General features: G+C 59.4%; 21 protein-coding genes. 12 read left to right on the forward strand and 9 right to left on the reverse strand.

Going from position 1 to position 21,384, the window contains the following annotated elements; genetic code table 11:
• Nucleotides 1-14 precede the first annotated feature (14 nt).
• Complete coding sequence (locus DW349_RS01990; RefSeq protein WP_108127573.1) at nt 15-377, forward strand: DUF6164 family protein; 363 nt, start codon at nt 15-17, stop codon at nt 375-377.
• 9 nt (nt 378-386) lie between these two features.
• Here the strand turns inward: DW349_RS01990 and DW349_RS01995 are convergent, their stop codons facing one another.
• The 3 genes from DW349_RS01995 to DW349_RS02005 form a co-directional block, all read right to left on the reverse strand.
• On the reverse strand, nt 387-689 hold the full coding sequence (locus DW349_RS01995; RefSeq protein ID WP_108127575.1) for a type II toxin-antitoxin system RelE/ParE family toxin: 303 nt from the start codon (nt 687-689) through the stop codon (nt 387-389).
• Nucleotides 686-910 (reverse strand): addiction module protein, encoded by a 225-nt coding sequence (locus DW349_RS02000; protein WP_108127577.1) that lies wholly within the window; start codon nt 908-910, stop codon nt 686-688. The genes DW349_RS01995 and DW349_RS02000 overlap by 4 nt, the downstream gene beginning before the upstream one ends.
• Before the next feature lie 136 nt (nt 911-1,046).
• Nucleotides 1,047-1,943 carry a helix-turn-helix domain-containing protein gene (locus DW349_RS02005; RefSeq protein ID WP_157954464.1) on the reverse strand — a complete coding sequence of 299 codons (897 nt, stop codon included), beginning with the start codon at nt 1,941-1,943 and terminating at the stop codon, nt 1,047-1,049.
• Nucleotides 1,944-2,096: 153 nt separating this feature from the next.
• On the opposite strand from DW349_RS02005, the gene DW349_RS02010 reads away from it, so the two are divergent.
• The 8 genes from DW349_RS02010 to DW349_RS02045 all read left to right on the forward strand — a co-directional run bounded on the left by DW349_RS02010 (nt 2,097) and on the right by DW349_RS02045 (nt 11,556).
• Nucleotides 2,097-3,548, forward strand: a complete 1,452-nt coding sequence (locus DW349_RS02010) for an aldehyde dehydrogenase (protein ID WP_108127581.1) — start codon at nt 2,097-2,099, stop codon at nt 3,546-3,548.
• Between the two features lie 219 nt (nt 3,549-3,767).
• The gene (locus tag DW349_RS02015; protein WP_108127583.1) at nt 3,768-4,961 is read left to right on the forward strand and encodes an amino acid ABC transporter substrate-binding protein; all 1,194 of its coding nucleotides are present in this window, start codon (nt 3,768-3,770) and stop codon (nt 4,959-4,961) included.
• A 68-nt stretch (nt 4,962-5,029) separates the two neighbouring features.
• A complete protein-coding gene (locus tag DW349_RS02020) occupies nt 5,030-5,896 on the forward strand; it encodes a branched-chain amino acid ABC transporter permease (RefSeq protein ID WP_108127585.1) in 867 nt (288 codons plus the stop codon).
• Entirely contained in the window at nt 5,893-6,834 is a 942-nt protein-coding gene (locus tag DW349_RS02025; RefSeq protein WP_108127587.1) for a branched-chain amino acid ABC transporter permease, read from the forward strand. Before DW349_RS02020 ends, DW349_RS02025 begins: the two co-directional genes overlap by 4 nt.
• On the forward strand, nt 6,827-7,561 hold the full coding sequence (locus tag DW349_RS02030; protein WP_108127589.1) for an ABC transporter ATP-binding protein: 735 nt from the start codon (nt 6,827-6,829) through the stop codon (nt 7,559-7,561). The genes DW349_RS02025 and DW349_RS02030 overlap by 8 nt, the downstream gene beginning before the upstream one ends.
• The gene (locus tag DW349_RS02035; protein WP_108127591.1) at nt 7,554-8,609 is read left to right on the forward strand and encodes an ABC transporter ATP-binding protein; all 1,056 of its coding nucleotides are present in this window, start codon (nt 7,554-7,556) and stop codon (nt 8,607-8,609) included. Before DW349_RS02030 ends, DW349_RS02035 begins: the two co-directional genes overlap by 8 nt.
• Before the next feature lie 4 nt (nt 8,610-8,613).
• Nucleotides 8,614-10,068: an aldehyde dehydrogenase family protein gene (locus tag DW349_RS02040; protein WP_108127593.1), complete on the forward strand. Its 1,455-nt coding sequence runs from the start codon at nt 8,614-8,616 to the stop codon at nt 10,066-10,068.
• Between the two features lie 45 nt (nt 10,069-10,113).
• Nucleotides 10,114-11,556, forward strand: a complete 1,443-nt coding sequence (locus DW349_RS02045) for a flotillin family protein (RefSeq protein ID WP_108127595.1) — start codon at nt 10,114-10,116, stop codon at nt 11,554-11,556.
• Nucleotides 11,557-11,800: 244 nt separating this feature from the next.
• Here DW349_RS02045 and DW349_RS02050 read toward each other — a convergent pair whose 3' ends face one another.
• Nucleotides 11,801-13,471 carry a methyl-accepting chemotaxis protein gene (locus tag DW349_RS02050; protein ID WP_162824601.1) on the reverse strand — a complete coding sequence of 557 codons (1,671 nt, stop codon included), beginning with the start codon at nt 13,469-13,471 and terminating at the stop codon, nt 11,801-11,803.
• A 309-nt stretch (nt 13,472-13,780) separates the two neighbouring features.
• On the opposite strand from DW349_RS02050, the gene DW349_RS02055 reads away from it, so the two are divergent.
• The 3 genes from DW349_RS02055 to DW349_RS02065 all read left to right on the forward strand — a co-directional run bounded on the left by DW349_RS02055 (nt 13,781) and on the right by DW349_RS02065 (nt 16,578).
• Complete coding sequence (locus DW349_RS02055; RefSeq protein WP_108127599.1) at nt 13,781-14,542, forward strand: phosphatase; 762 nt, start codon at nt 13,781-13,783, stop codon at nt 14,540-14,542.
• Between the two features lie 196 nt (nt 14,543-14,738).
• Nucleotides 14,739-16,154 carry an MATE family efflux transporter gene (locus tag DW349_RS02060; protein ID WP_198650574.1) on the forward strand — a complete coding sequence of 472 codons (1,416 nt, stop codon included), beginning with the start codon at nt 14,739-14,741 and terminating at the stop codon, nt 16,152-16,154.
• Nucleotides 16,147-16,578 (forward strand): glyoxalase superfamily protein, encoded by a 432-nt coding sequence (locus DW349_RS02065; protein WP_108127602.1) that lies wholly within the window; start codon nt 16,147-16,149, stop codon nt 16,576-16,578. Before DW349_RS02060 ends, DW349_RS02065 begins: the two co-directional genes overlap by 8 nt.
• On the opposite strand, the gene DW349_RS02070 is transcribed toward DW349_RS02065, so the two are convergent.
• From DW349_RS02070 to DW349_RS02090, 5 genes are all read right to left on the reverse strand, one after another.
• Nucleotides 16,575-17,594 carry a LacI family DNA-binding transcriptional regulator gene (locus DW349_RS02070; protein WP_108127604.1) on the reverse strand — a complete coding sequence of 340 codons (1,020 nt, stop codon included), beginning with the start codon at nt 17,592-17,594 and terminating at the stop codon, nt 16,575-16,577. The two genes, DW349_RS02065 and DW349_RS02070, sit on opposite strands and share 4 nt — an antisense overlap.
• Nucleotides 17,591-18,352, reverse strand: a complete 762-nt coding sequence (locus DW349_RS02075) for an MBL fold metallo-hydrolase (RefSeq protein ID WP_108127606.1) — start codon at nt 18,350-18,352, stop codon at nt 17,591-17,593. Before DW349_RS02075 ends, DW349_RS02070 begins: the two co-directional genes overlap by 4 nt.
• Before the next feature lie 18 nt (nt 18,353-18,370).
• Nucleotides 18,371-19,183, reverse strand: a complete 813-nt coding sequence (locus DW349_RS02080; RefSeq protein WP_108127608.1) for a carbohydrate ABC transporter permease — start codon at nt 19,181-19,183, stop codon at nt 18,371-18,373.
• Entirely contained in the window at nt 19,183-20,043 is an 861-nt protein-coding gene (locus DW349_RS02085) for a carbohydrate ABC transporter permease (RefSeq protein ID WP_108127610.1), read from the reverse strand. Before DW349_RS02085 ends, DW349_RS02080 begins: the two co-directional genes overlap by 1 nt.
• Before the next feature lie 104 nt (nt 20,044-20,147).
• Nucleotides 20,148-21,359: an ABC transporter substrate-binding protein gene (locus DW349_RS02090; protein ID WP_108127612.1), complete on the reverse strand. Its 1,212-nt coding sequence runs from the start codon at nt 21,357-21,359 to the stop codon at nt 20,148-20,150.
• Nucleotides 21,360-21,384: the final 25 nt, after the last annotated feature.

Raw genomic sequence — 21,384 nt, forward strand, 5'->3', positions numbered from 1 at the left:
ACACGGGAACCATCATGGTCAAACTGATCTTCCGCCTGCACAACGTCCCCGACGACGAAGCCGACGACGTCCGCCAACTGCTCGACGACCACGGCTTCGAAACCTACGAGACCAGCGCCGGCCGCTGGCGCATTTCCATGCCCGGCATCTGGCTGATCGACGACAGCCGCAAAGACGAAGCGCGGGCGGTGATCGAGGCGTACCAGCAAGAACGGCAAGCGCGATTGCGCGGTGAATATGAAGCGGCGCAGCAGGCGGGGGAAGTGCCGACATTGTGGGATCGGTTTATAGCAAACCCGGTGGGGTTTGTGGTGATTTTGGCCGGTCTGGTGGTGGTGGCGTTGGTGTCGACGTTGCCGTTTTTTTCGTTTCTTTGATCGCTGGCCTTAGCCACGCGAGTGTCTTTCCAGCCAATAGCCGGGTTGGCGCCGGTCGTGCGCAAACGCCAGAACCTGAATGCTATCCGGCTGAATGCGATACACAATCGAGAGTGGAAACTGGCGCATTGTGGCGCGCCGGATGTCGGGGTTTTGGCTCGTCGGCCAGGATTTAGGATGGGTGCAAATCAGTTGAATCAGTAGCTCGGCTTCATCAATCAAGGCGTCGCCAAGTCCCGCTACCTTGGATTCGTAATAACGCACGTAATCCAGGAACTCTCGTTCTGCTTCCGGATGAAACAGCGCCTTCATTTGTTCAGTTGGCGGGCTCGGGTGAAAACGGCATCGCTGGGTTGAAGTTCGACCTTGCCTTCATCCAATTCAGCGGCGCGACGTTCTGCTTCTGCCATCCAGTTTTCCAACACCGGCTCCTCGGTGATTGATTCCAAACTGGAAACCAATTGTCGAATCAGCTGTGCACGTTCGGCTTCCGGGAGATGCAGCGCTTCCTGAGTAATTTGTTTGGCGTCCATCGGGCAAGTCCCCATTAAGAGCGTCGGGCAAGTTTGGCATGGCAGATGGTCATTTTCTATTGCGCATACGTTCTTGAGAGTAGCCATTCTTGAAAGCTGCCATTTTTGAAAACAGCGATGGCGAGCTTGAATGCTGTTACGGCCAGGCCGCAAAGGTCGTATCCCCGTGAAATTCCTTCGCCCGCATTTCCCGTCGCCATGAACCTGGGGCAGCGCCCATCTGGCGTTTAAAAAACCGGCTGAAATAGGCCGGGTCGCGAAAGCCTAATCCATAGGCCACTTCGGCAATCGACAGCGGCGAGTGCGCCAGGCGTTGGCAGGCTTCGCTGAGCAGTTTGCGTTGAATCAGCGTGCTGGGTGACTGCTTGGCGTCGCGCTGCGTGGCGGCTTCCAGGCGGCGTTCGGTGACGCCCATGCTGGCGGCGTAGTCGCGCACCTTCCAATGTTCGCGAAAGTGCAGTTCGACCAGTTGCAGAAAGCGCTGATACACCACCGAGCGCGATTCGCCCGAGGCCGGGTGCGGCGGCCGGTTGGTGTCGAGCCTGTGCAGGTAGGTCAGCAGCGTGGTCAGTTGAGCGGCGACGACGGAACGCGCGCCGATGTCGCTTTGCTGCAACTCGGCGCGAATGGTCGCGAAACAGGGCTCAATGAGCGGCCAAAAGTCGGTGTCGTCGGGTTGGGCGGCGTGCACGGTGTCGGCCAGTACCCGGTAGGGCAAATCCGGGTCGAGCCGGCCGGTGACCGCTGGTACCAGCCAGTCTTCGGAAATCGATAACAACAAACCGCGACTGCCGGCGCTGAAGCGCGCCTGCACCATCATGCCGGCGGGCAGCCAGGCCAGGGCCGGTGCCTTCAATGGCAGTTTGGCGCCTTTGAACTGCGCCAGCGCCGAGCCCGACAACAACAGGATGCACTGGGCGAAATGTCGCCATTCCTGGCGTGGCGCCGTCCAGCTTAAATCGGAGCGCGGGTAGGCGATTTCGACCACATCGAGATGTCGCTGGATGGGCTGGGACAGGGCGTCTTGGTTCATATATTGAGCAATGCTTATGGGATTAAGTGCAATTTTTCGTCGCAAAAGTACCATATAAAAGCATTTTACTGTCCAGCGCTTTTCTCTACCGTAAGCGCCAGAGTCGACACACAACCAGACACACAACTACAAAAATCCGTCGAGGACAGTGTCATGTACGAAGTTCCCATGTGGCTGGCGGGCAAGCCGGTCGCCGCGCAAAACAATCGCAGTTATTCGGTTCGTAACCCCATTTCCGGCGAAATAGTTACCACGGCCGCGGCGGCGTCGGTGGCCGATGCGCGCGCAGCAGCAGACGCGGCCGCGACGGCCTTTCCCGTCTGGTCGCAGAAAACCCCGGGCGAGCGGCGCGCGGTGTTGTTGAAAGCGGCCGACAACCTGGCGGCGCTGGGCGAGGAAGCCGGCCGACGGGTGATGGCGGAAATGGGCGGCACCGGCATGTGGGGTGGTTTCAACATTCATCTGGCGGCGTCGATGTTGCGCGAAGCGGCCGGTATGACGACGCAAATCGACGGCGCCATCATCCCCTCGGACGAAGCCGGCATGATGGCGATGGGCGTGCGCCAGCCGGTGGGTGTGGTGCTGGGCATTGCGCCCTGGAATGCGCCCATCATTCTCGGTGTGCGTTCCGTTGCCATGCCATTGGCGTGCGGCAATGCGGTGGTGTTCAAGGCCTCGGAAATCTGCCCGGCGACGCATCAATTGATCGCTCAGGCGTTGATCGAAGCCGGGCTGCCCGAAGGCACGCTGAACATGGTCACCAATGCGCCGGAAGACGCGCCGGACATCGTTAAAGCCTTGATCGAGCATCCGGCGGTGCGGCGCGTGAACTTCACCGGCTCGACGCGCGTTGGCCGCATCATCGCCGGTCTGTGTGCCGACAACCTCAAACCCGCGCTGCTCGAACTCGGTGGTAAGGCACCCATGGTGGTGCTGGATGACGCCGACGTTGATGCCGCCGTGAACGCCGCAGCCTTTGGCGCCTACATGAACCAGGGCCAGATTTGCATGTCGACCGAACGCTTAATCGTCACGCCTGGCGTCGCCGACGAACTGGTCGCCAAGCTGGCCGACAAAGTTCGCACCATCACCGCCGGTAAGCCTGAAGCGGGCAACACGATTCTTGGCAGTGTGGTGAATGAGGCCGCGCTGGAACGGCTGAATCGACTGATCGACGACGCCGCGCGCAAAGGCGCCGATGTTCTGGCCGGCGGCCGGTCCGACTCGGTGTTGATGGACGCCACCTTGCTCGATCACGTTACGTCCTCGATGCAAATCTACAGCGAAGAATCCTTCGGCCCGGTGTTGTCGATCCTGCGCGCCCAGGACGAAGAAGACGCCATCCGGCTCGCCAACGACAGCAAATACGGCTTGTCAGCAGCGGTGTTCAGCCGCGATTTCAACCGCGCCATGGCGGTGGCCGGTCGCATCGACAGCGGCATCTGCCACATCAACAGCCCGACGGTGCAAGACCAGGCGCAGATGCCCTTCGGCGGCGTCAAAGACAGTGGCTATGGCCGCTTCGGCAGCAAGGCCGCCATCGATGAATTTACCGAGTTGCGTTGGATCACCAACCAGATGAGCGAGCGTCACTACCCATTCTAGGACCCCATTCCAGAATCGGCTGAACGCGCATTTCGCACCCTGAATTCAGTGTTTTCCCGGTTGCCTTGGCATTGCCGGGGCGGGCGAAGTGCGCCTGTTAAGCGGCAATTTCCAAAACGGCAGGCCATCGTGCCAGCCGCTACGGGCCTCGCTCAGCGCGGCCTATAACAAGAAGAAACGAAGCAAAACCCTGCCATAACAATAAGAGAGGTAAAGGCAATGAGACTGCAATGGATGTCGAAAACGCTGGGCATCGCTGCCCTGGCTGGCAGCCTGGCGCTGAGTGCCCAGGCCGAAGATCCGATCCGCATTGGCGCGGTCGCACCGAAAACCGGCCCGCTCGCCGGTGGCGCTGCCGTCACTTACTGGCCCAACGTGCAACTGTGGAGCACCCAGGTGAACGACGCCGGTGGCTTGCTGTTGCCGGACGGTTCGCGTCGCCCGGTGGAAATCATCGAATACGACGACCGCACTGACCCGTCGGAAACCATTCGCGCCGTGCAGCGGTTGGCGAATAACGACAAAGCCGATCTGATCATCCCGCCTTATGGCACCGGCATGGCGCTGGCCGCCGCGCCGATTTTTGATCGCCTCGGTTACCCGATGCTGAACGTTACCGCCATCACCGACCAGACCGATGCACTGACCGACCGCTACGACGGCGTCTTCTTCACACTCGGCGCCACCACACCCATCGCCCAGGGCATCGCCAAACTGGCTGCCGACATGAAAGCCGACGGCAAGCTCGGCAACCGTCTGGCGCTGGTGAACGTGGCCGATGCGTTTGGCATCGAACTGGCGAAAGCGGCGAAGACGGTGTTCGAAGACGAAGGTTTCAACATCGTCTACGAAACCTCTTACCCGCCGACCATTCAGGACGTCTCGCCGATCATCAATTCCGCCATGGACGCCGAGCCGGACCTGTTCGTCGCCTTCTCCTACCCGCCGGACACCTTTGCGCTGACCGAACAGGCGCAGGTTGCCGGGCTGGATGACCAGGTCGATCTGTTCTACACCGCCGTCGCCAACGCCTTCCCGGCGTACCGCAACCGCTTCGGCGACAGCATCAACGGTGTATACGGCGTCGGCGGCGTGAACCCGGAAAATCCGGCCTTCGTTGCCTACCGTCAGGCGCACATGGACGTTACCGGTCAGGAACCGGATTACTGGGCCAGTGCCGTTATGTATTCCTCTTTGCAGGTGATGCAGCAGGCCATCGCCGCCGTCGGCCTGGATCACGACGCCATCATCGACTACGTGAAGAACAACGAGTTCGACACCGTGATGGGGCATTGGGATTTCGTCGACCAGCAGATCGACAACTACTGGACGGTGGGTCAGTGGCAGGGCGGTCAGTTCTATGGCCTGGGTTCCACCCAAGGCATGGACGGCGAAGCCGAGCCGATCGACTGACGTCAACCGCAGGCGACGTCGGCAACGGCGTCGCCTGCCATTAGGTAAGTCACTGGATACCTGTTGTCATGCAAATTCTGATTACCGGAATACTGCTCGGTGGCGTGTACGCCATCATCGCGGTTGGGCTGTCGTTGCAATACGGCGTAGCCCGCATCATGAATCTCGCTCTGGGTGAAATGCTGGTGGCCGGCGCCTTTGCCGCCTTCTGGTTCGCCACTGCTCAGTCGTTGAATCCGTATTGGGCGTTGTTGGTGGTCGTCCCCGGCGGCTTTATCGCCAACTGGCTGATCTACCAATTTCTGCTGCGGCCCTTGGTGCGTCGCGCCAAAAACCGCGGCCAACTGGAAGTCGATTCCATCCTCGCGACTTTTGGTTTGAGCTTCACGCTGGTCGGACTTTTTCTGTGGATATTCGGCGGCCAGTTTTTCAATTACAGCTTTTTGTCGGTGCCAGTCGAACTGTTTGATTCGCGCTACGGCCAGAACCGTGTGCTTGCGTTCGGCATGGCGGTATTGATCTGCGGCGCACTGTGGATCTGGTTGAACCACAGCCGTTCCGGTTTGGCGTTGCGCGCCATTTCGGTCGATCCAAAAGCCGCCAGTCTGGTTGCCATCGACGTCGAAAAAACCTCGGCGTTTGCCTTTGCCCTCGGTGGCGCTGTCGCCGCAACCGGCGGCCTGGTGTTGAGCACCTTTTTAACCTTCGATGCGTCCATCGGCATCGTCTTCACGCTGAAGGCGTTGATCATCGTCATCATGGGCGGCGTCGGTGATATTCGCGGTGCCGTTGTTGCTGCGCTGGTGTTGGGCATCACCGAAACCATTGTCGCGCGATTAATTGATCCCGGCTTAACCCTGGCCGCCGCCTACGTGCTGTTCCTGTTGATCCTGCTGTTCCGGCCGCAGGGTCTGTTCGGGAGGGCACCGGTATGAACCTTTCTGTTGTGCGCTGGCTGTTGGTGCTGGCGGTTTATTTTGTGCTGGCCTGGGTGCCGGCGCTGCCCGATGCCGGTGGCTGGCTGTCGTTGATCGTACCGATGACGATGTACATCGCGCTCGCCACATCCTGGGCATTATTTTCCGGCCCGACGCATTACATCTCGCTCGCCACCGCCGCTTTTTATGGCGTCGGAACCTACATTCTGGCGATGGGCATCGAGTCGATTCCGTATCCGCTGTTGCTGTTAATCGCCGCCATCGCCGGTGCGGTTTTGGCCGCTCTGGTGGGTTGGGCAACGCTGCGTTTGTCGGGCGTTTATTTTGTGATTTTCACGCTCGGTCTGGCCGAATTGATTCGTCAGGTCGTCACCTGGCTGCAAAATAATTTCGGCGGCACGCGTGGCAAATACGTGTTCACCGACATCACCGAAGCGCACATTTATTGGCAGTTGCTGGCGCTCACCTTAGTGGTGTTTTTCGTCGGCTGGCTGATTCAGCGTTCGCGACTCGGCTTCGCCATTCGCATCATCGGTGGCGACGAAACCGTTGCCAAACACGCCGGTATTCACGTCGCCGGCGCCAAGATCGCCTTGTTCATGGTGTCCGGCGCAGTAGCGGCGGTGGTCGGTGCGATTCTGGCGCCGCGCTTTGTCTACATCGAACCGGCGATGGCGTTCAATCCGCAGCTGTCTTTTATGGTCGCCATCATGGCCTTGCTCGGTGGTTTGCATCGCTTGTGGGGTCCGCTGATGGGCGCCATTCCGTTCGCCATCGTGTGGGAATTTATCGCCGCCAACTTCCCCGAACAGACCACCTTGCTGATGGGCCTCGCCTTTTTAGTGGTGGTGTTTTACATCCCCAACGGCATTGCCGGTGTGGTGGAAAACTGGGGCCGAAAACTGCGCACGAACCAGGAGGCGAATCATGGATAAACGCGTCCTGCTGGAAGTGCGTCAGGCGACGAAAAAATTCAGCGGTCTGGTGGCGGTGAACGGCGTCAGTTTCGATGTGCACGAACAGGAAGTGGTTGGTCTGATCGGCCCCAACGGTTCCGGCAAAACCACCATGATGAATTTGATTTCCGGCGCACTGCCGGTAACCGGCGGCTACGTGATGATGGGCGATACGCTGCTCAGCGATTTGCCACCGCGCAAAATCGCCCGCGCCGGTGTGGCCCGCACCTTTCAATTGGTGCGCGTGATTCCGTCGATGACGGTGCTGGAAAACGTTATGGCTGGCGCGACCTTCGGTCACAAACGGCTGTGGGGCCAGGCGTTGCGCGTTTACGCCCAACGGCAATTGGAACGCGTCGGTCTGGCGAATTCGGCCGACCAACCGATGAGTAATCTCACTTACATCGACCAGAAACGCGTCGAACTGGCGCGTGCTTTGGCAGCGAACCCGACGGTGATTTTGCTCGACGAATGGCTTGCCGGGCTGAACCCGACTGAGTTGCAAACCGGCATTGAACTCATTCGTTCACTGCGCGACGAAGGCCGCACCATCATTCTGGTCGAACACGTGATGGACGCCATCCGCAGCCTGTGCGATCGCTGCGTGGTGATGAGCAGCGGCGTCAAAATTGCCGAAGGCTCGCCAGCGCAAGTGCTGTCCGATCCGCAAGTGATCGAAGCCTATTTGGGAGAAGATTATGAGTAACTCATCCAAGGGGCTTGCGGTACAAAACGTCAGCGTCGCCTACGGCAAACACCAGGCGTTGGACAACGTGTCAATTCAGGTCGAGCCGAGCGAGATCGTCGTCATCCTTGGCGCCAACGGCGCGGGCAAATCGTCCTTGCTGGGCACCATTGCCGGTCTGGTCGAGCGTCAATCGGGTTCGGTCAACATCGGTGGTGCGCCGACGTCTGGATTTCGCGCGCATCAAGTTGTCTCGGCCGGTTTGGCCTTGGTGCCGGAAGGTCGTGGCATTTTTGGCGATCTCAGTGTCGAGGAAAACCTGACGCTGGGTGCGCACGCGGCCCATGCCCGAGCGCGCGAAAATGAACAGCGTGAACTCGTCTATCAGTTGTTTCCCAAGCTGATTGAACGGCGTCGGCAAATCGCCCGCACCATGAGTGGCGGCGAGCAGCAGATGGTCGCCATCGGCCGCGCGCTGATGTCAGCGCCGGATATCTTGATGCTCGACGAACCTTCGCTGGGTTTATCGCCCTTGCTCGCCAGTGACGTCTTCAAAACGCTGAAAAAAGTGCGCGACACCGGCCTGGGTATTTTGCTGGTCGAACAAAACGCCAGGCAAAGTCTGGGCATCGCCGACCGTGGTTATCTGCTTGAAACCGGACGCATCACGGCCGAAGACAGCGCGCAGAATCTGCTTAACGATCCGGCCGTACGCCAGGCGTATTTAGGCGGCGCAGCCAATGCCGAAGCGCCGCAGGTGGTGCATCAAACTGAGCACGAAACGGCCACGGAACCGGGCGAAATAACCGCGCCGAAAATTACCCAACGCCTTGGCGGTCTGGATCGTCCGGTGCCGAAAAGCGCCGACGAATTGGCCGGCGTCAACCTGGCCGATTGGGTGCGCAACGCCGAATTAAAACAGCGCGAAACCTGGCTCAGTACGGCGCCAACATCGTCGCAACAATCCACTGAAACCCAAGCTCAAACCGGCACCGCGCTCGACGACATGCTGGCCCGGTTTGAACAGGCGGCGCATCAGGCCGCCAACGAATCCAAAGGACACAGCTAAGCCTATGTTTCCCATTAAAGGTCAGTACATCGGCGGCCAGTGGCGGCCGAGTGAACGTCACTTTGACGACGTGAATCCATCCAACGGCGAAGTCTGGGCGCAACCGTTCGACGCCAGCGTCAGCGACACTCGCGCCGCCATCGCTGCGGCACAGGAAGCGTTTCACGATTGGTCAGAACGTTCCTACACCGAACGCTCGGCCTACATGCTGAAGGTCGCCGAGTTGTTCGAAAAACGCCGCCCGGAGATCGTCAAAGCCGTGCAACAGGAAGGCGGTGGCTGGTTTGGCAAAGGCCAGTTTGAAGTCGGTTACACCGCCGGTGTTTTCCGCGCTGCTGCGGCGTTGAATTATTCGGCCATTGGCGAAGTGTTGCCGTCGGAACACCACAAAGTCAGCCTGGCCGTGCGTCAGCCGATGGGCGTGGTGGGCGTGATTAGCCCATGGAATATGCCGTTGATTTTAACCTCGCGCGGGCTGGCGTTTCCGTGTGCGTTCGGCAACACCATCGTGTTGAAACCGTCTGAAGATACGCCCTACGTCGGCGGCCTGTTGTTCGCGGAACTGTTCGAAGAAGCCGGAGTGCCACCGGGCGTGTTGAACGTTGTCACCTGTTCGCGTGAGTCGGTTGCGGCGGTTGGTGATGAGCTTATTGAGAATCCGTCGATCAAGGGCATTTCGTTCACGGGTTCGACGCCGGTTGGCCGTTCCATTGCCGCCAAAGCCGGCGCGCATTTGAAGAAGGCCTGCGTCGAATTGGGCGGCAAAGATTCACTGATTATTCGTGCCGACGCCGACATGGAACGTGCTTTGGGCGCGGCCAATTTCGGCAGCTTTATGCACCAGGGGCAGATTTGCATGTCGGTGGAAAAAGTGTTGGTGCACGAAGATATTTTCGATGAATTTTTACGTCGATTTGTCGAACGTGCGGCACGTCTGAAAATGGGCGATACCGCCGACCCGGATGCGGTGATCGGCCCGTTGATCAACGACCGCCAGGCGCAACGCGTGAAAAGCCAGATCGACGACGCCGTCGCCAAAGGCGCCAAAGTCTGGCTCGGCGGCCGGGTGCACGAGCGCTTTGTCGAACCGACCATTCTGACCGGCGTGACGCCGGACATGACGCTCTACCGCGATGAAACCTTTGGTCCGGTGGTGCCGGTCATTCCGTTCGCGACCGACTTAGAGGCCATCCGCATTGCCAACGACACCGAATACGGTTTGTCGTCGGGCATCATCAGTCAGGACGAAGAACGCGCCCTGGCAATTGCGCGGCAACTGCAAACCGGCTCGTGCCACATCAATTGCAGCTCGGTGAACGACGAACCGCACGTGCCATTTGGTGGCATGAAAGCCTCCGGCTTGGGCAACCACGGTGGCCGCTGGTCGCTGGAGACATTTTCGCAAACGCGCTGGATTACTCTGGATCGCGGCGGCAGGCCTTTCCCGCCGGTTTTCTAACATTGAAACCAATAAAAATAAGCCAAACTCAGTGGGAGAATCCGCATGGCTAACAGTTTGATTTGGGTGCTGGTGACGCTGGTCGTCCTGGCGATTGTGATTGCCATCCTGGCGCGGTTTTATCAACGCGGCACCACCGAAGTTGCGCTGGTGCGCACGGGTTTTGGTGGCCGCAAAGTAGCGCTCGATGCCGGCCTGTTGGCAATTCCGTATTTCAATAACGTCACCCGCGTCAACATGCAAACGCTGCGGCTGGAAGTGAAACGCGCCGGCAACGCATCGCTGATTACCAAAGACCGATTGCGCGTGGATGTCGGCGTCGAATTTTACGTGGCGGTGCGCAGTGAACGCTCGGCAGTCGGGCGTGCTGCTCAGACATTGGGCAATCGCACTTTCGATGCCGCGCGCTTGCGCGACTTGATTGAAGGCAAGTTGGTCGACGCGTTACGCGCTGTGGCTGCACGTTACAGCCTCGACGATCTGCACGAAAAGCGCGGCGATTTTGTGCGCGATGTGAAGTCGGCGTTGGAGTCGACACTCGAAGGCAACGGCCTGGCGTTGGAAAGCGTGTCGTTGACCGATATGGACCAGACGCCGTTCACCGATCTCGACGAAAACAACGCCTTCAATGCCGCCGGTATGCGCAAGTTGTCGGAGCTGATTGCGCGCTCGAAAAAAGAACGCGCCGACATCGATGCCGACGCCGAAATGGCGGTGCGCCAGTCGGCGTTGACGCTCGCCAAACGCAAGCTCGATCTGCAACTGGAAGAAGAACGCGCGCGCATTGAACAGACGCAACAGATTGAATTACTGAAAGCGTCGCAACTGGCCGAAGTCGCCGCGCGCAAAGCCGACAGCGAACGCGCCATTGCCGCCAGCCGCATCGAGATGGAACGCGCCATTACCGAGGCAACACTGAAACGCGACATCGACTTGCACGCCCAACGCGAAGCCGAACGCCAGGCACGAATTCGTCTGGATGGCGTCGAAGCACAAGCGGTGGCCGCGCACGAAAAAGTCGCCACCGATAAAGCCGTCTATGAAGCCGAACGCGCCCAACGCGTGGCAGCATTGAAAGCCGACGAAGCCGCCGCTGCACGCATCGCCAGTGCGAAAGCCCTGCAAGCCGAACTGGAAGCCGAAGCCGAGGGCCGGCGCGCTTTGGTGCAGGCGGAAAACGGCATGAGCGACAGCCTGATGGCGATGAAAACCGAACAGGCGCGTCTGGATGCGTTACCGAAAGCGATTGGCGAAATGGTCAAACCGGCGGAGAAAATTGAGTCGATCAGGATTCACCAGATCACCGGTCTCGGCCAGCCGCTGGGCAGCGATGGCAACCGCGTCGGTGAACGTTCAGCCAGCAACGCAGCGCTCGATGCCATTCTTGGTTTGGCGGTGCAATTGCCGGCGCTGCGTAAATTGGGTGAAGAATTGGGGCTGAGTATGGATAGCAGTTTGCAGTCGCTCAGCGGTGATAAAAAGGGCTGAGGTCTTCAGGAAAAATATCGGTATGTTAACTGGTTCAGTGTCGTGAGAGTCCGGATTTAGACCACCTAGCTTAACCTCGTCATCCCGGCCTTGAGCCGGGATCTCTCCTGGGAAACAAAGTTCAGCGACTGGCAGCCAACCGTGTGTTTATAGCTCGGTTGGGATTTGTTTCTTGGCAAAACCGACGCATTAAAAAAGCCATCCCGACGTTCGCCGGGATGGCTTTTTTGTTCCTAACGCTTAATCAATCGACGCGGAATTTACGCGTGACCTGACTGATGCGATTGGCGACAGATTTCAATTGCCCCATCACGTTCTGCACATCGTCTGCTTTGGCTTTCACGCGTTCAGATGCTTCGGCGACCAGCGCTGTGCGCGCCGACATTTCGGTGGTCACCGATGATTGCTCAGTCGCGCTGGTGGCGATCTGATGGTTCATTTCCACCAGGGCATTCATCTGGTTGCTGGCGTCGGTCACCATGCTTTCGATGCGCGCCATTGCGGCCAGCGTTTCTTCGCGCTGGGTGCGCGACAACTGCATTTTATTGACGGTTTCTTTCGCCATGGCGTTGAGCCGTTCGAGGATGGTGCTGACGTCGTCGGTGCTGGTTTGAGTGCGTTGTGCCAGTTGGCGCACTTCGTCGGCAACCACCGAGAAACCCCGGCCGTGTTCGCCGGCGCGGGCGGCTTCGATGGCGGCGTTTAAGGCCAGCAAATTGGTCTGTTCGGAAATGCCGTTGATCTCATCCAGAGTGCGCGAAATGCTTTGGATTTCCTGGTCGAGTCCGTTGATGGAATCTTCCACCGACTGCGACAGTGCATCCAATTCGCCCAGTGTCGCCTGAGTGGCAACCGCCTGTTCGTTCACGCCTTGCATTTGTTCCTGTGCGGTTTCCGAACGGCTGCGGGTTTCTTCGGAATGGTTGGCGATGTCGGCGGCGGTGGCGGCCAGTTCTTCCACGGCGGTGGCGTTGGAATACACCGACTCGGCTTGTTCGTGGCTTTCGTGCGCCATCGATGCGGCCGATTCGCTGCCCTCGTCCGACACCTGCGTAATGGTGCTGACGTCCTGGTTGAGCTGGCGGATGTCGTCACGCAGTTGACCGAGGAAGGCGTTGAAGTCTTGCGCCAGGTCGTTGAACACGTCGATGCCGCTGCGCGGCAATTCGTTGGTTAAATCGCCCTGGCCGGAGGCCAGCCGTTTTACCGAACCACCGAGTGCGTTCAGCGCTCTGTAGATGCCGCGCACCAGCAGGGTGATCAACACCAGAATCAGCAGTGTGCCCACGCCCATAACGATGACCGAGGTGGACATCATGTCGCGGCCTTCATCGACAATGGTTTCACGAATGGCGCCGGTCAGCGATTCTGCCGAGTCGATATAAAAGCCGGTGCCCAGCATCAGGTTCCATTGCGGCACCCAGATGGCGTAGGAATATTTGGGTTCGGCAATGTCGCTGCCCGGACGGGGAAACCAGTAAGTGAAAAAGCCGGTGCCGGCTTTGGCGGCGTCAATCAGGCCGCGAATCAGGTAGGTGCCGTTCTGGTCTTGCAGGTCGTAATAGTTGTTGCCGATACCGCCACCGGGATGCAGCAGGCGAACGCCCGCGCCGTCGTAGCCAAAGATGTAACCGTCGCCATCATCGAAGCTGTAGTTGCCCAGCATTGCCATGGCGGCATCACGGCCTTGCAGGCCCGGCTGTTCAAGGTAGGGGCGGATCAGGCCGTCGATTGAATCCATGATGGTTTTCAATCGTTCGCTTTCGATTTCGATCACCGCCTGGTGAATGTGTTCGGCGGTGTGTTCCTGCAAGGTTCGGTTGCCAAGGTATTGCGTGCCAATACCGGCGACGGCCAAAGCCACCACCGGCAACACCGCAATACCGTACAGCAAGGCTTTTAACGACAATTTCATCTCGGGGCTCTCCATGTACGAGTTGTTGTTATAGAAAGTATGGAAGAGGCGGACAGAAGTGACACCTTTCGACCGGCGATAGAATACGGTCCGCCTGCATTTAGAGCGTGATAGCGCAGTAATGGCATTCAGCCGACGATTATTTTGTATGATTTTTGTACAATCATCGGTTGCGAAATACTCTACCGCGTCGGCTGAACGCCGGCTCTGCGCCGAAAGTCGCACTCAAGTTTTGCTGATAACCGCTCTCGACACCGACTTGTCATCGGCTTGTGCTAGGCTGATGCTTTAACGCCAGTAAGGAATTTCATGCGTATCCTCACCGACACCCACGCTCACACCGTCGCTTCCGACCACGCTTACAGCACCGTTCACGATTACTTCCAACTTGCCCGCGCCAAAGGTCTGCAACTGTTCAGCATTACCGACCACGCCCCGACCATGCCGGACGGCGCTCATTACTGGCATTTCGGCAATATGAAGGTGATTCCGCGGGTCATCGACAACGTCGCCATGCTGCGCGGCATTGAAGCCAACATCCTGGAACCCGAAGGCGGCGTCGACATTCCCGACAAGCTGCACGGTTTTCTCGATTTCGCCATCGCCAGCTTTCACGAACCGGTGTTCGCACCGGCCGACAAAGCCACCAACACCCGCGCCATGATCAACACCATCGCCAGCGGCCATTGCCAGATCATCGGCCATCCGGGCAATCCGAATTATCCGATCGAAGTAGAAGAAGTGATTCGGGCGGCGCGCGATCACAACGTGCTGCTGGAGATCAACAATTCCTCATTCACCCTGTCGCGCCTGGGCAGCGAGCCGCATTGCCGGCACATTCTGGAAATGATCGACCGGCTCGACTGGAAGGTGTCGTTTGGTTCGGATTCGCACATCGCCTACACCGTCGGTGGCTTCGACGAAGCCATTGCTCATGCCGAATCCGTCGGCTTTCCGGAGTCGCGCATCGTCACCGCCAACGCACCTCGGTTCCTGAAATTTCTCGGTGAACACGGCAAGCCGGTGGCGCAGGAACTGGCCGGCTGGGCGGCGCAGTTTGAAATGAGCTGAACGACATTGACAGCCGAGTGGCCGCTGCCTAAGGTAGCGCCCCGGTTGCAGGCACCGGCCGCTCGCAGACGTCAGTCATGGTGAAGCCCTGTATCAATCCGAACGATCTCCCCCTGCGCATTCTGTGCAACGGTGGCAACGCGAGCCCCATCTTCACTTTGTTCAATGCAGAATGCCCGCTTGTGGAGTGTCTGTTGTGACTGTTTCCAAACCCGATTCCAGCTCGGCTTTTGTCCAGGCTGACCTACCTGTTCTGTTCGCTCGAACCGCACTGCCAATCATCGCCATCATGCTGATGAACGGTTTGCTGACGGTGGTTGATGCACGCTTCCTGGGAATCTTCGTCGGCGCCGATGCGTTGGGCGCGGTTACTCTGGTGTTTCCCGCTTTTATGTTGATGGTGGCGTTGTCGAGTTTGATCTCGGCCGGCATGTCGAGCCTGTTGGCCCGGCACTTGGGTGCGCGTCGGCCGGAGCTGGCGCAAGCGGTATTTGTGTCAGCTTTGGGGCTGGCCTTGCTGACCAGTCTGGTGCTGATGGCGCTGTTCTGGCTGTTCGGTGCTCGCTTTACCGAAGCGGCGGCTCAAGGCCGTGAGCCGCTGGCGCAGATGGCGCACACCTATTTGAGCATCGTGGTGTTCACGTCGCCGCTGATGTTCAGTCTTGGTGTGCAAGGCGATGCGCTGCGCAACGAAGGCCGCGCCGGTTGGATGGCGATGATGGGCCTGGTCGTTACCTTGTCGAACATGCTGTTTAACTATTTGCTGATCGTGGTCTTTGACTGGGGCGTGGCCGGGTCGGCCTACGGCACTGCGTTGGCACAAGCGTTGGCGCTGAGTTCGATCGTCTGGTTGCGTTTGTCCGGCGCTACGCCGCTGACGTTGCGCTGGCGCACGGGCTTCACCAGCCTGGCTGAATTGCGCCAGAGTTGGGGCCAGATCATTCAACTGGGCGCGCCACAGAGCCTGGCGTTCTTCGGCATTTCGCTGATTTCCGCCACCATCATTGCCAGCCTGAACGCTTTCAACACGCCGAATTACGCGGCAACGGTGTCGGCCTACGGCATCGTCACCCGTTTGATGACGCTCAGTTTCCTGCCGTTGCTGGGTTTGTCGCACGCGTTGCAAACCATTTGCGGGCACAACCACGGCGCTCAGTTGTGGCAACGTTCGGACGACGGCTTGCGCCTGGGTCTGGCGGTCGCACTCGCTTATGGCCTGGTGATTGAACTGACGCTGGTGTTTCTGGCCGAACCCATCGGCCGGCTGTTTGTGGCCGATGCGTTGGTAGTGGCGGAAGTCGGGCGCATCTTGCCGACCATGGTGGCGCTCTATCTGTTGTCCGGGCCGATGCTGATTCTCGGTGCTTATTTCCAGTCGTTGGGTGATGCCGCTCGAGCAGCCCTGTTCAGCTTAACCCGGCCGTATCTGCTGACGTTGCCGTTGTTGTTGATTCTGCCCTGGCTGCTGGGCGAGCGCGGCGTCTGGCTTGCTATGCCGACCGCTGAAGCGTTGATGCTGTTGGTCGCGGTGCTGGTGTTGCGCCACACCGAACGTCAGCGTGGTTACCACTGGGGTTTGTTCCAGGCAAACCGGGCGTCCGTTAGTGAGTGAGCCATTACCGACGCGCGAGCAGATCAAAGCCCAGGCCAAGCGGTTGCGCCAGGCGATGGCTGCTGACGGCGAAACGATCAGCCACAGCCAGGCGCTGGAACTGATCGCGGCACATCACGGCTTTCGCGATTGGAACACCCTGAGCGCTCAACTCGACGCAGACGCGCCGGTACTGCCCGGCGCCTCGGTCAGCGGTCGCTATCTGGGCCGGACGTTCACCGCCACGGTGCTATCGGTAGAGCCGGTGCAACTGGGCGCCTGGCACATTCAATTGCAGTTGGACGAGGCCATCGATGTGGTTGAATCCGAGCATTTTTCCAGCCTGCGTCGCCGCATTCGCGCGACCATCGATCACCACGGCGTTACCCAGGAGAAGATTTCCGGCGGCGTGCCGGTGTTGCAGTTGGTGTTGCGCGCCGACTAACTCCGCCGCTGCACAAACTCCGGCGCCAGACGCAGCACTTCCGGCGCGTCGGTGCGGCCGCTGGCGATGGAGGTCATCAGATGGTCCAACGCCTGGTTGACCAGTAGTTCGACCGGTTGCGCCAGCGTCGTCAGTTGATAGCCCGGCCAGGCCGCTTGTGGCACGTCGTCGCAACCGATGAGGTTGAAGTGGCTCGGGCTGGTGCGGCCGGCGTCGCGCAGTGCGTCCATGGCGCCGAGCGCGAGTGCATCGCAGGCGCAGAACAGGGCATCGGTGTCCGGGTGGTCGCGCAGTAATTGCTGAGCGGCGGCAAAGCCACTGGCGTAGCTGTAATCGGGGTTGCTCAGGCACGGCGGCGCATCGATTCCCTTTGACTGCAATCGCTCGATAAAGCCCTGTTGCCGTTCGCGCGAGGCTTGGCCATCGGCGCGGCCGCCAATAAAGGCCGGGCGCTGGCGGCCTCGGCTTAACACGTAATCTGCGGCGCGTTCGCCGACGGCGCGGTTGTCGGTCAGAATCGCCGACACGCGGCCGCGTGGATCTTCCCGCCCTAACAACACCGCCGGCGTGCCCAGCGCCAAAAACGCATCGGTCGCCTCGGGTGACAGCGAACCCGCTGCCACAATCGCGCCCTCTACCTGATAGGCAATCAACCGCTCCAACGCTTCTTCCAGACTGCCTTGCGCATCGGGCATGACCAGCATGGCGACGCGACCCTGCGCTTGCAGCGCTTGCGTTAACTGGCTGAAAAAATGCGGCTGGAACGGGTTGTCGAATTCGCCCATGACGACGGCGATCAAGCCTGACGACGGCCCTTGTTTGGACTTCACCAGCGAACGCGCCAGCGCATTCGGTCGGTAACCCAATTCGCGGGCAATCGCCAACACCTGCTCGCGTGTGTCTGGGTGAATGCTGGCTTCGGGTGTGAAGGCGCGCGACACCGCCGAACGCGATACCCCGGCCAGCCGGGCGACGTCAGATGCGGTGACGTTACGAGGTCGTTGCTTGGGTTTCATGTTCTCGATTCCACCTGCCAGCGGCCACTTTTCAGCCGCAGGATATCGCCTTCGGTTGGCACGAACACATCGGCCATGTCGGCGGCGTCGCGGCGCACAATGGCCTGGTGTTCCGGGCCGATGTGGTACGGGCACAACAGGCTGCCGGCTTTGCGTTCTAAGGTCTGGCACAACGGCCAGTCACCGTGGTGCGCCAGCCGCGACAATTCATGGCTGATTTCGCATTCCTGAAACACGATGTCGGCACTGCCGAGCAGACTTTTATTGTGGCGGCTGGGCCGGCCGTCGCCGCTGTAAAACAAGCTGCCCTGCGCGCCGCGCAACCAGATCGACAAGTTCGGTACCGAGTGCCGGCTGGACGCCGTTGCCATACGCCACGGGCCGAGCGCGTCGAGTTCGGCGCTGTCGACCCATTGAATCGAAAAGCCCGGATCGTCGTCCGGCCAGTGACCAAAAAAACTCAGATTTTGCAGCCGCGCCCACTGCGCACGTTGCGCCACAATCAGCAGCGGTCGTTTGCGTTTGCAGTGTTGCCAATGGTTGATCAGCGTTGTTAAGCCCAGGCAATGATCCGGGTGGCAGTGGGTGAAATACAACGCAGAAATCGCTTCCGGATCGAGGTTGCGACGCCACAACGCCGGCGGCACCGTCGGCCCGCAATCGATCAATACCTGATAACCGTCTTCTTCCAACAATAACGACGCATTGACGCCCTTGGGTTCGTAAGCGGCGCCGACGCCGACCACATCAATTTTCATGCAATGTCCTTAACCATTTTATTGCGGACTCATCGCAAAACCGCGCAACAAATGTTTTTGCAGATAACCGGCCAGCAACAACACCGGCAACGAACTGAGCACACCAATCGCCATCAACGGCCCCCAGAAGGTTTGGTTTTCGGTGGTAAAGGTGGCGATGTACAGCGGCAGGGTGAACTGGCTCGGCGACTGAATAAACAGCAGCGCAAACAGGAATTCGTTCCACGCTAGCAGCATGGCGAAAATCAAGGTTGCGACCAGACCGGGCGCTGCCAGCGGCACAACAACGCGCCATAAACGTTGCATCAAACCCGCGCCTTCCAGGGCGGCGGCTTCTTCTAGATCAATCGGAATCTGGCGCACAAAACTGAGTAGCATCCAGATGCAAAACGGCAGGGTATAAATCTGATAACTGAGCATTAAACCCAGGTGCGAATCGAGCAGATTCAACGCGTTCAACACCCGGTACAACGGTATGGCAACGACAATCGGCGGCAGTGTTTTGATCAGCAATACCAGCAATAAAAACAGCAGATCGAGTTTGGCCGGGAAGCGATACCGCACCAGCGCATAAGCCGAAATAAAACCGATGCTGAGCGACACGGCGGTGGTGCCAACCGACACGACGAGTGTGTTCAAAAGACGCCGCATCACGCCTTCATCAAACAGCTGAATAAAGTGCGCCAGCGTCGGGGTGTTCGGCCAGAACGCCAGGCTGGTGCCGATGTATTCGGCCGCCGGTTTGAAGGCGGTGCCGAGCATCCACAAGGTGGGCAGCGTAAAAAACAATACGGCCAATAAAATGCCGAACGGACGCAGAAAACGAGTCATCAATGCGGCCTCCGCATCACTTGCCAGGCGTAGGCCAGGCTCAACGCCAGGGCGATAAACAGCATCACCACGGCAATGGCACTGGCGGTGCCGAGGTGGAAAAATTTGAAGCCTTGTTTATAGGCGAGCAGCGACAGCGTTTCGGTCGAATAGGCCGGGCCGCCGCCGGTGAGCACGTAGTTTTTATCGAACAATTTGAACGCGTCGATGGAGCGCAGCAGCAGCGCTAAAAACAACGGCGCACGCAACAATGGCAGGCGCACGTACCAGAACCGTTGCCAGGCGGTGGCGCCTTCGATTGTGGCGGCTTCTTCGATGTCTTGCGGAATTGCTTGCAGGCCGGCGAGTAACAACATGAACGCCAGCGGTGTCCATTGCCAGGTGTCGACCAGCACGATGGCGGCAAGCGCTGTATCGGGATTCGATAACCAACTGATGCGTGCCAAACCGAGCACGGCAAACAAATTATTCAGCCAGCCGAAGTCGTAATGCAGCCAGGCTTTCCAGATCGACGAACAGACCAGCGTCGATAACATCATCGGGTAAATGCACAGCGGTAACAGCCAGACTCGGGCGCGGAACGGTTGATAAAACAACAGCGCCAATAACAAGCCCAATCCAACCTGAGCGAGCGAGGCGGCGAGCGTAAAGACGATGGTGTTGCGCGTGGCTTGTTGGAAAAACCAGTCGCTGAATAATTCGCGGAAATTGGCGAGGCCGACGAAGGTCATCGGGCCGCCGTATTGGGTGTCGGTGAAGGCCAGCATCAGGCTGTAACCGATGGGGTAGAGCGTCAGTAGCGCCAGCAGCACCAAAGCCGGTGACAGCAACAGCCAGGGGTGCCAGTGGGATCGGAACATGGGGAGCCTGTTTGAATTTATGACGAGAGTTGTGAGTCGCATCGTTACAGGCTGGTTCCGATCGAAACCAGCCTGCAACGATGCTCAAGCGGTGGCGATATTTCTTACCGCGATGCCACCATCCGGTCGTGCGCTTGCTTGGCGGCTTGTTCCGGGCTCAGTCGGCCCAGCAGTGCCAGTTGCAAGTAGTCACCGAGGATCGATTCCAGTTGTTGCCAGTCCTGTACGCGCGGGCGGGCGGTGCCTTGGCGCAGAGCGTCCAGCTGGTTCGGGTACCAGCGGTATTTGGCAACGACGTCGTCATCCAGATACACGCTGGTGCGTGTCGGCGGCAGGCCTTGTTCCAGTGTCAGTTGACGTTGGAAGTCGGCGCTGGTGAAGAACGCCAGGAAGTCTTCGGCGAGGTCGGCGTTTTCGGAGTTGGCGGAAACGCCCAGCTGCCATACACCCAACATCGGTGTGGATTCATTCACCTGGCCCGGCGGCGGCACGATGTTGACCTTGCCGACTACCTGGCTCACGGCCGGGTCGTCCATTGACGGTACCCACGACGGCCAGACTTCAATCGCCATGGCGGCTTTGCCTTGTTGAATGGCGTCGCGCACTTCGCCGGAGTTGTAGACTTCAACGCCGGTCGGTGCCACGTCGCGCAGGCTGACGAAGGCTTCGATGGCCGCCACGGTGGCCGGGCTGTTCAGTGCAATGTTGCCGTCGGCGTCAACGATGTGGCCGCCGTAGGCCCACAGCATCGGCAGGAAGCCGGTGACGATGGGGTTGCCCTGAGTGCCACGGAAGACGACGCCAGCGCGGTCGTTGGTTTTCAGGTTTTGCGCAGCGGCGAAGACGTCATCCCAGCTTTGCGGCTGGTCCATCAAGTCGGAGCGGTAAGCGAACATGGCGACGTTGCCAACCACCGGCAGCGCAAACAGCGGGCCCTGGCCGACCGGGTAGCGCGAGATGTCGGTCAGCGACGGGATGAAATCCTGGCTGACGGCGTCTTCGTTCAGCGGCGCGAGCCAGCCGTTGCTCATGAATTCCGGTGCCCAGGTGTCGTCGATCAGCACCAGGTCGAAGCTGGAATCGCCTTCGCGCATGCCGATGACCAGCTTTTCGTACAGCGAACCGTAAGGCAGTTTCAGCAGTTCGATGTCGGTGCCCGGGTGGGCGGCTTCATAGGCGTCAACGCCGGCTTGCAGGGCGTCGCCGTAGCCGGCGTCACGGCCAGCGATCACCAGATCGGCGGCTTGTGCGGCGCCGGTCAGTGTCAGGGCCGTTGCCAGCAGGCTGGGTAAGAATGCAGTGCGATTGTGTTTCATGGTGTCCTCCGTCGGGAGCGGTCGG

Origin of the sequence: Saccharospirillum mangrovi (assembly GCF_003367315.1) — a bacterium.
Taxonomy (GTDB): Bacteria; Pseudomonadota; Gammaproteobacteria; order Pseudomonadales; family Natronospirillaceae; genus Saccharospirillum; species Saccharospirillum mangrovi.

Bases quoted from the DNA above. Each gene is read 5' to 3' on its own strand.
- DW349_RS02045 (WP_108127595.1), top strand. From the start codon at position 10,114: ATGGCTAACAGTTTGATTTGGGTGCTGGTGACGCTGGTCGTCCTGGCG.
- DW349_RS02090 (WP_108127612.1), bottom strand. From the start codon at position 21,359: ATGAAACACAATCGCACTGCATTCTTACCCAGCCTGCTGGCAACGGCC.
- DW349_RS02050 (WP_162824601.1), bottom strand. From the start codon at position 13,471: ATGAAATTGTCGTTAAAAGCCTTGCTGTACGGTATTGCGGTGTTGCCG.
- DW349_RS02085 (WP_108127610.1), bottom strand. From the start codon at position 20,043: ATGTTCCGATCCCACTGGCACCCCTGGCTGTTGCTGTCACCGGCTTTG.
- DW349_RS02075 (WP_108127606.1), bottom strand. From the start codon at position 18,352: ATGAAAATTGATGTGGTCGGCGTCGGCGCCGCTTACGAACCCAAGGGC.
- DW349_RS02015 (WP_108127583.1), top strand. From the start codon at position 3,768: ATGAGACTGCAATGGATGTCGAAAACGCTGGGCATCGCTGCCCTGGCT.
- DW349_RS01995 (WP_108127575.1), bottom strand. From the start codon at position 689: ATGAAGGCGCTGTTTCATCCGGAAGCAGAACGAGAGTTCCTGGATTAC.
- DW349_RS02055 (WP_108127599.1), top strand. From the start codon at position 13,781: ATGCGTATCCTCACCGACACCCACGCTCACACCGTCGCTTCCGACCAC.
- DW349_RS01990 (WP_108127573.1), top strand. From the start codon at position 15: ATGGTCAAACTGATCTTCCGCCTGCACAACGTCCCCGACGACGAAGCC.
- DW349_RS02070 (WP_108127604.1), bottom strand. From the start codon at position 17,594: ATGAAACCCAAGCAACGACCTCGTAACGTCACCGCATCTGACGTCGCC.
- DW349_RS02005 (WP_157954464.1), bottom strand. From the start codon at position 1,943: ATGAACCAAGACGCCCTGTCCCAGCCCATCCAGCGACATCTCGATGTG.
- DW349_RS02020 (WP_108127585.1), top strand. From the start codon at position 5,030: ATGCAAATTCTGATTACCGGAATACTGCTCGGTGGCGTGTACGCCATC.
- DW349_RS02030 (WP_108127589.1), top strand. From the start codon at position 6,827: ATGGATAAACGCGTCCTGCTGGAAGTGCGTCAGGCGACGAAAAAATTC.
- DW349_RS02040 (WP_108127593.1), top strand. From the start codon at position 8,614: ATGTTTCCCATTAAAGGTCAGTACATCGGCGGCCAGTGGCGGCCGAGT.
- DW349_RS02035 (WP_108127591.1), top strand. From the start codon at position 7,554: ATGAGTAACTCATCCAAGGGGCTTGCGGTACAAAACGTCAGCGTCGCC.
- DW349_RS02010 (WP_108127581.1), top strand. From the start codon at position 2,097: ATGTACGAAGTTCCCATGTGGCTGGCGGGCAAGCCGGTCGCCGCGCAA.
- DW349_RS02000 (WP_108127577.1), bottom strand. From the start codon at position 910: ATGGACGCCAAACAAATTACTCAGGAAGCGCTGCATCTCCCGGAAGCC.
- DW349_RS02025 (WP_108127587.1), top strand. From the start codon at position 5,893: ATGAACCTTTCTGTTGTGCGCTGGCTGTTGGTGCTGGCGGTTTATTTT.
- DW349_RS02080 (WP_108127608.1), bottom strand. From the start codon at position 19,183: ATGACTCGTTTTCTGCGTCCGTTCGGCATTTTATTGGCCGTATTGTTT.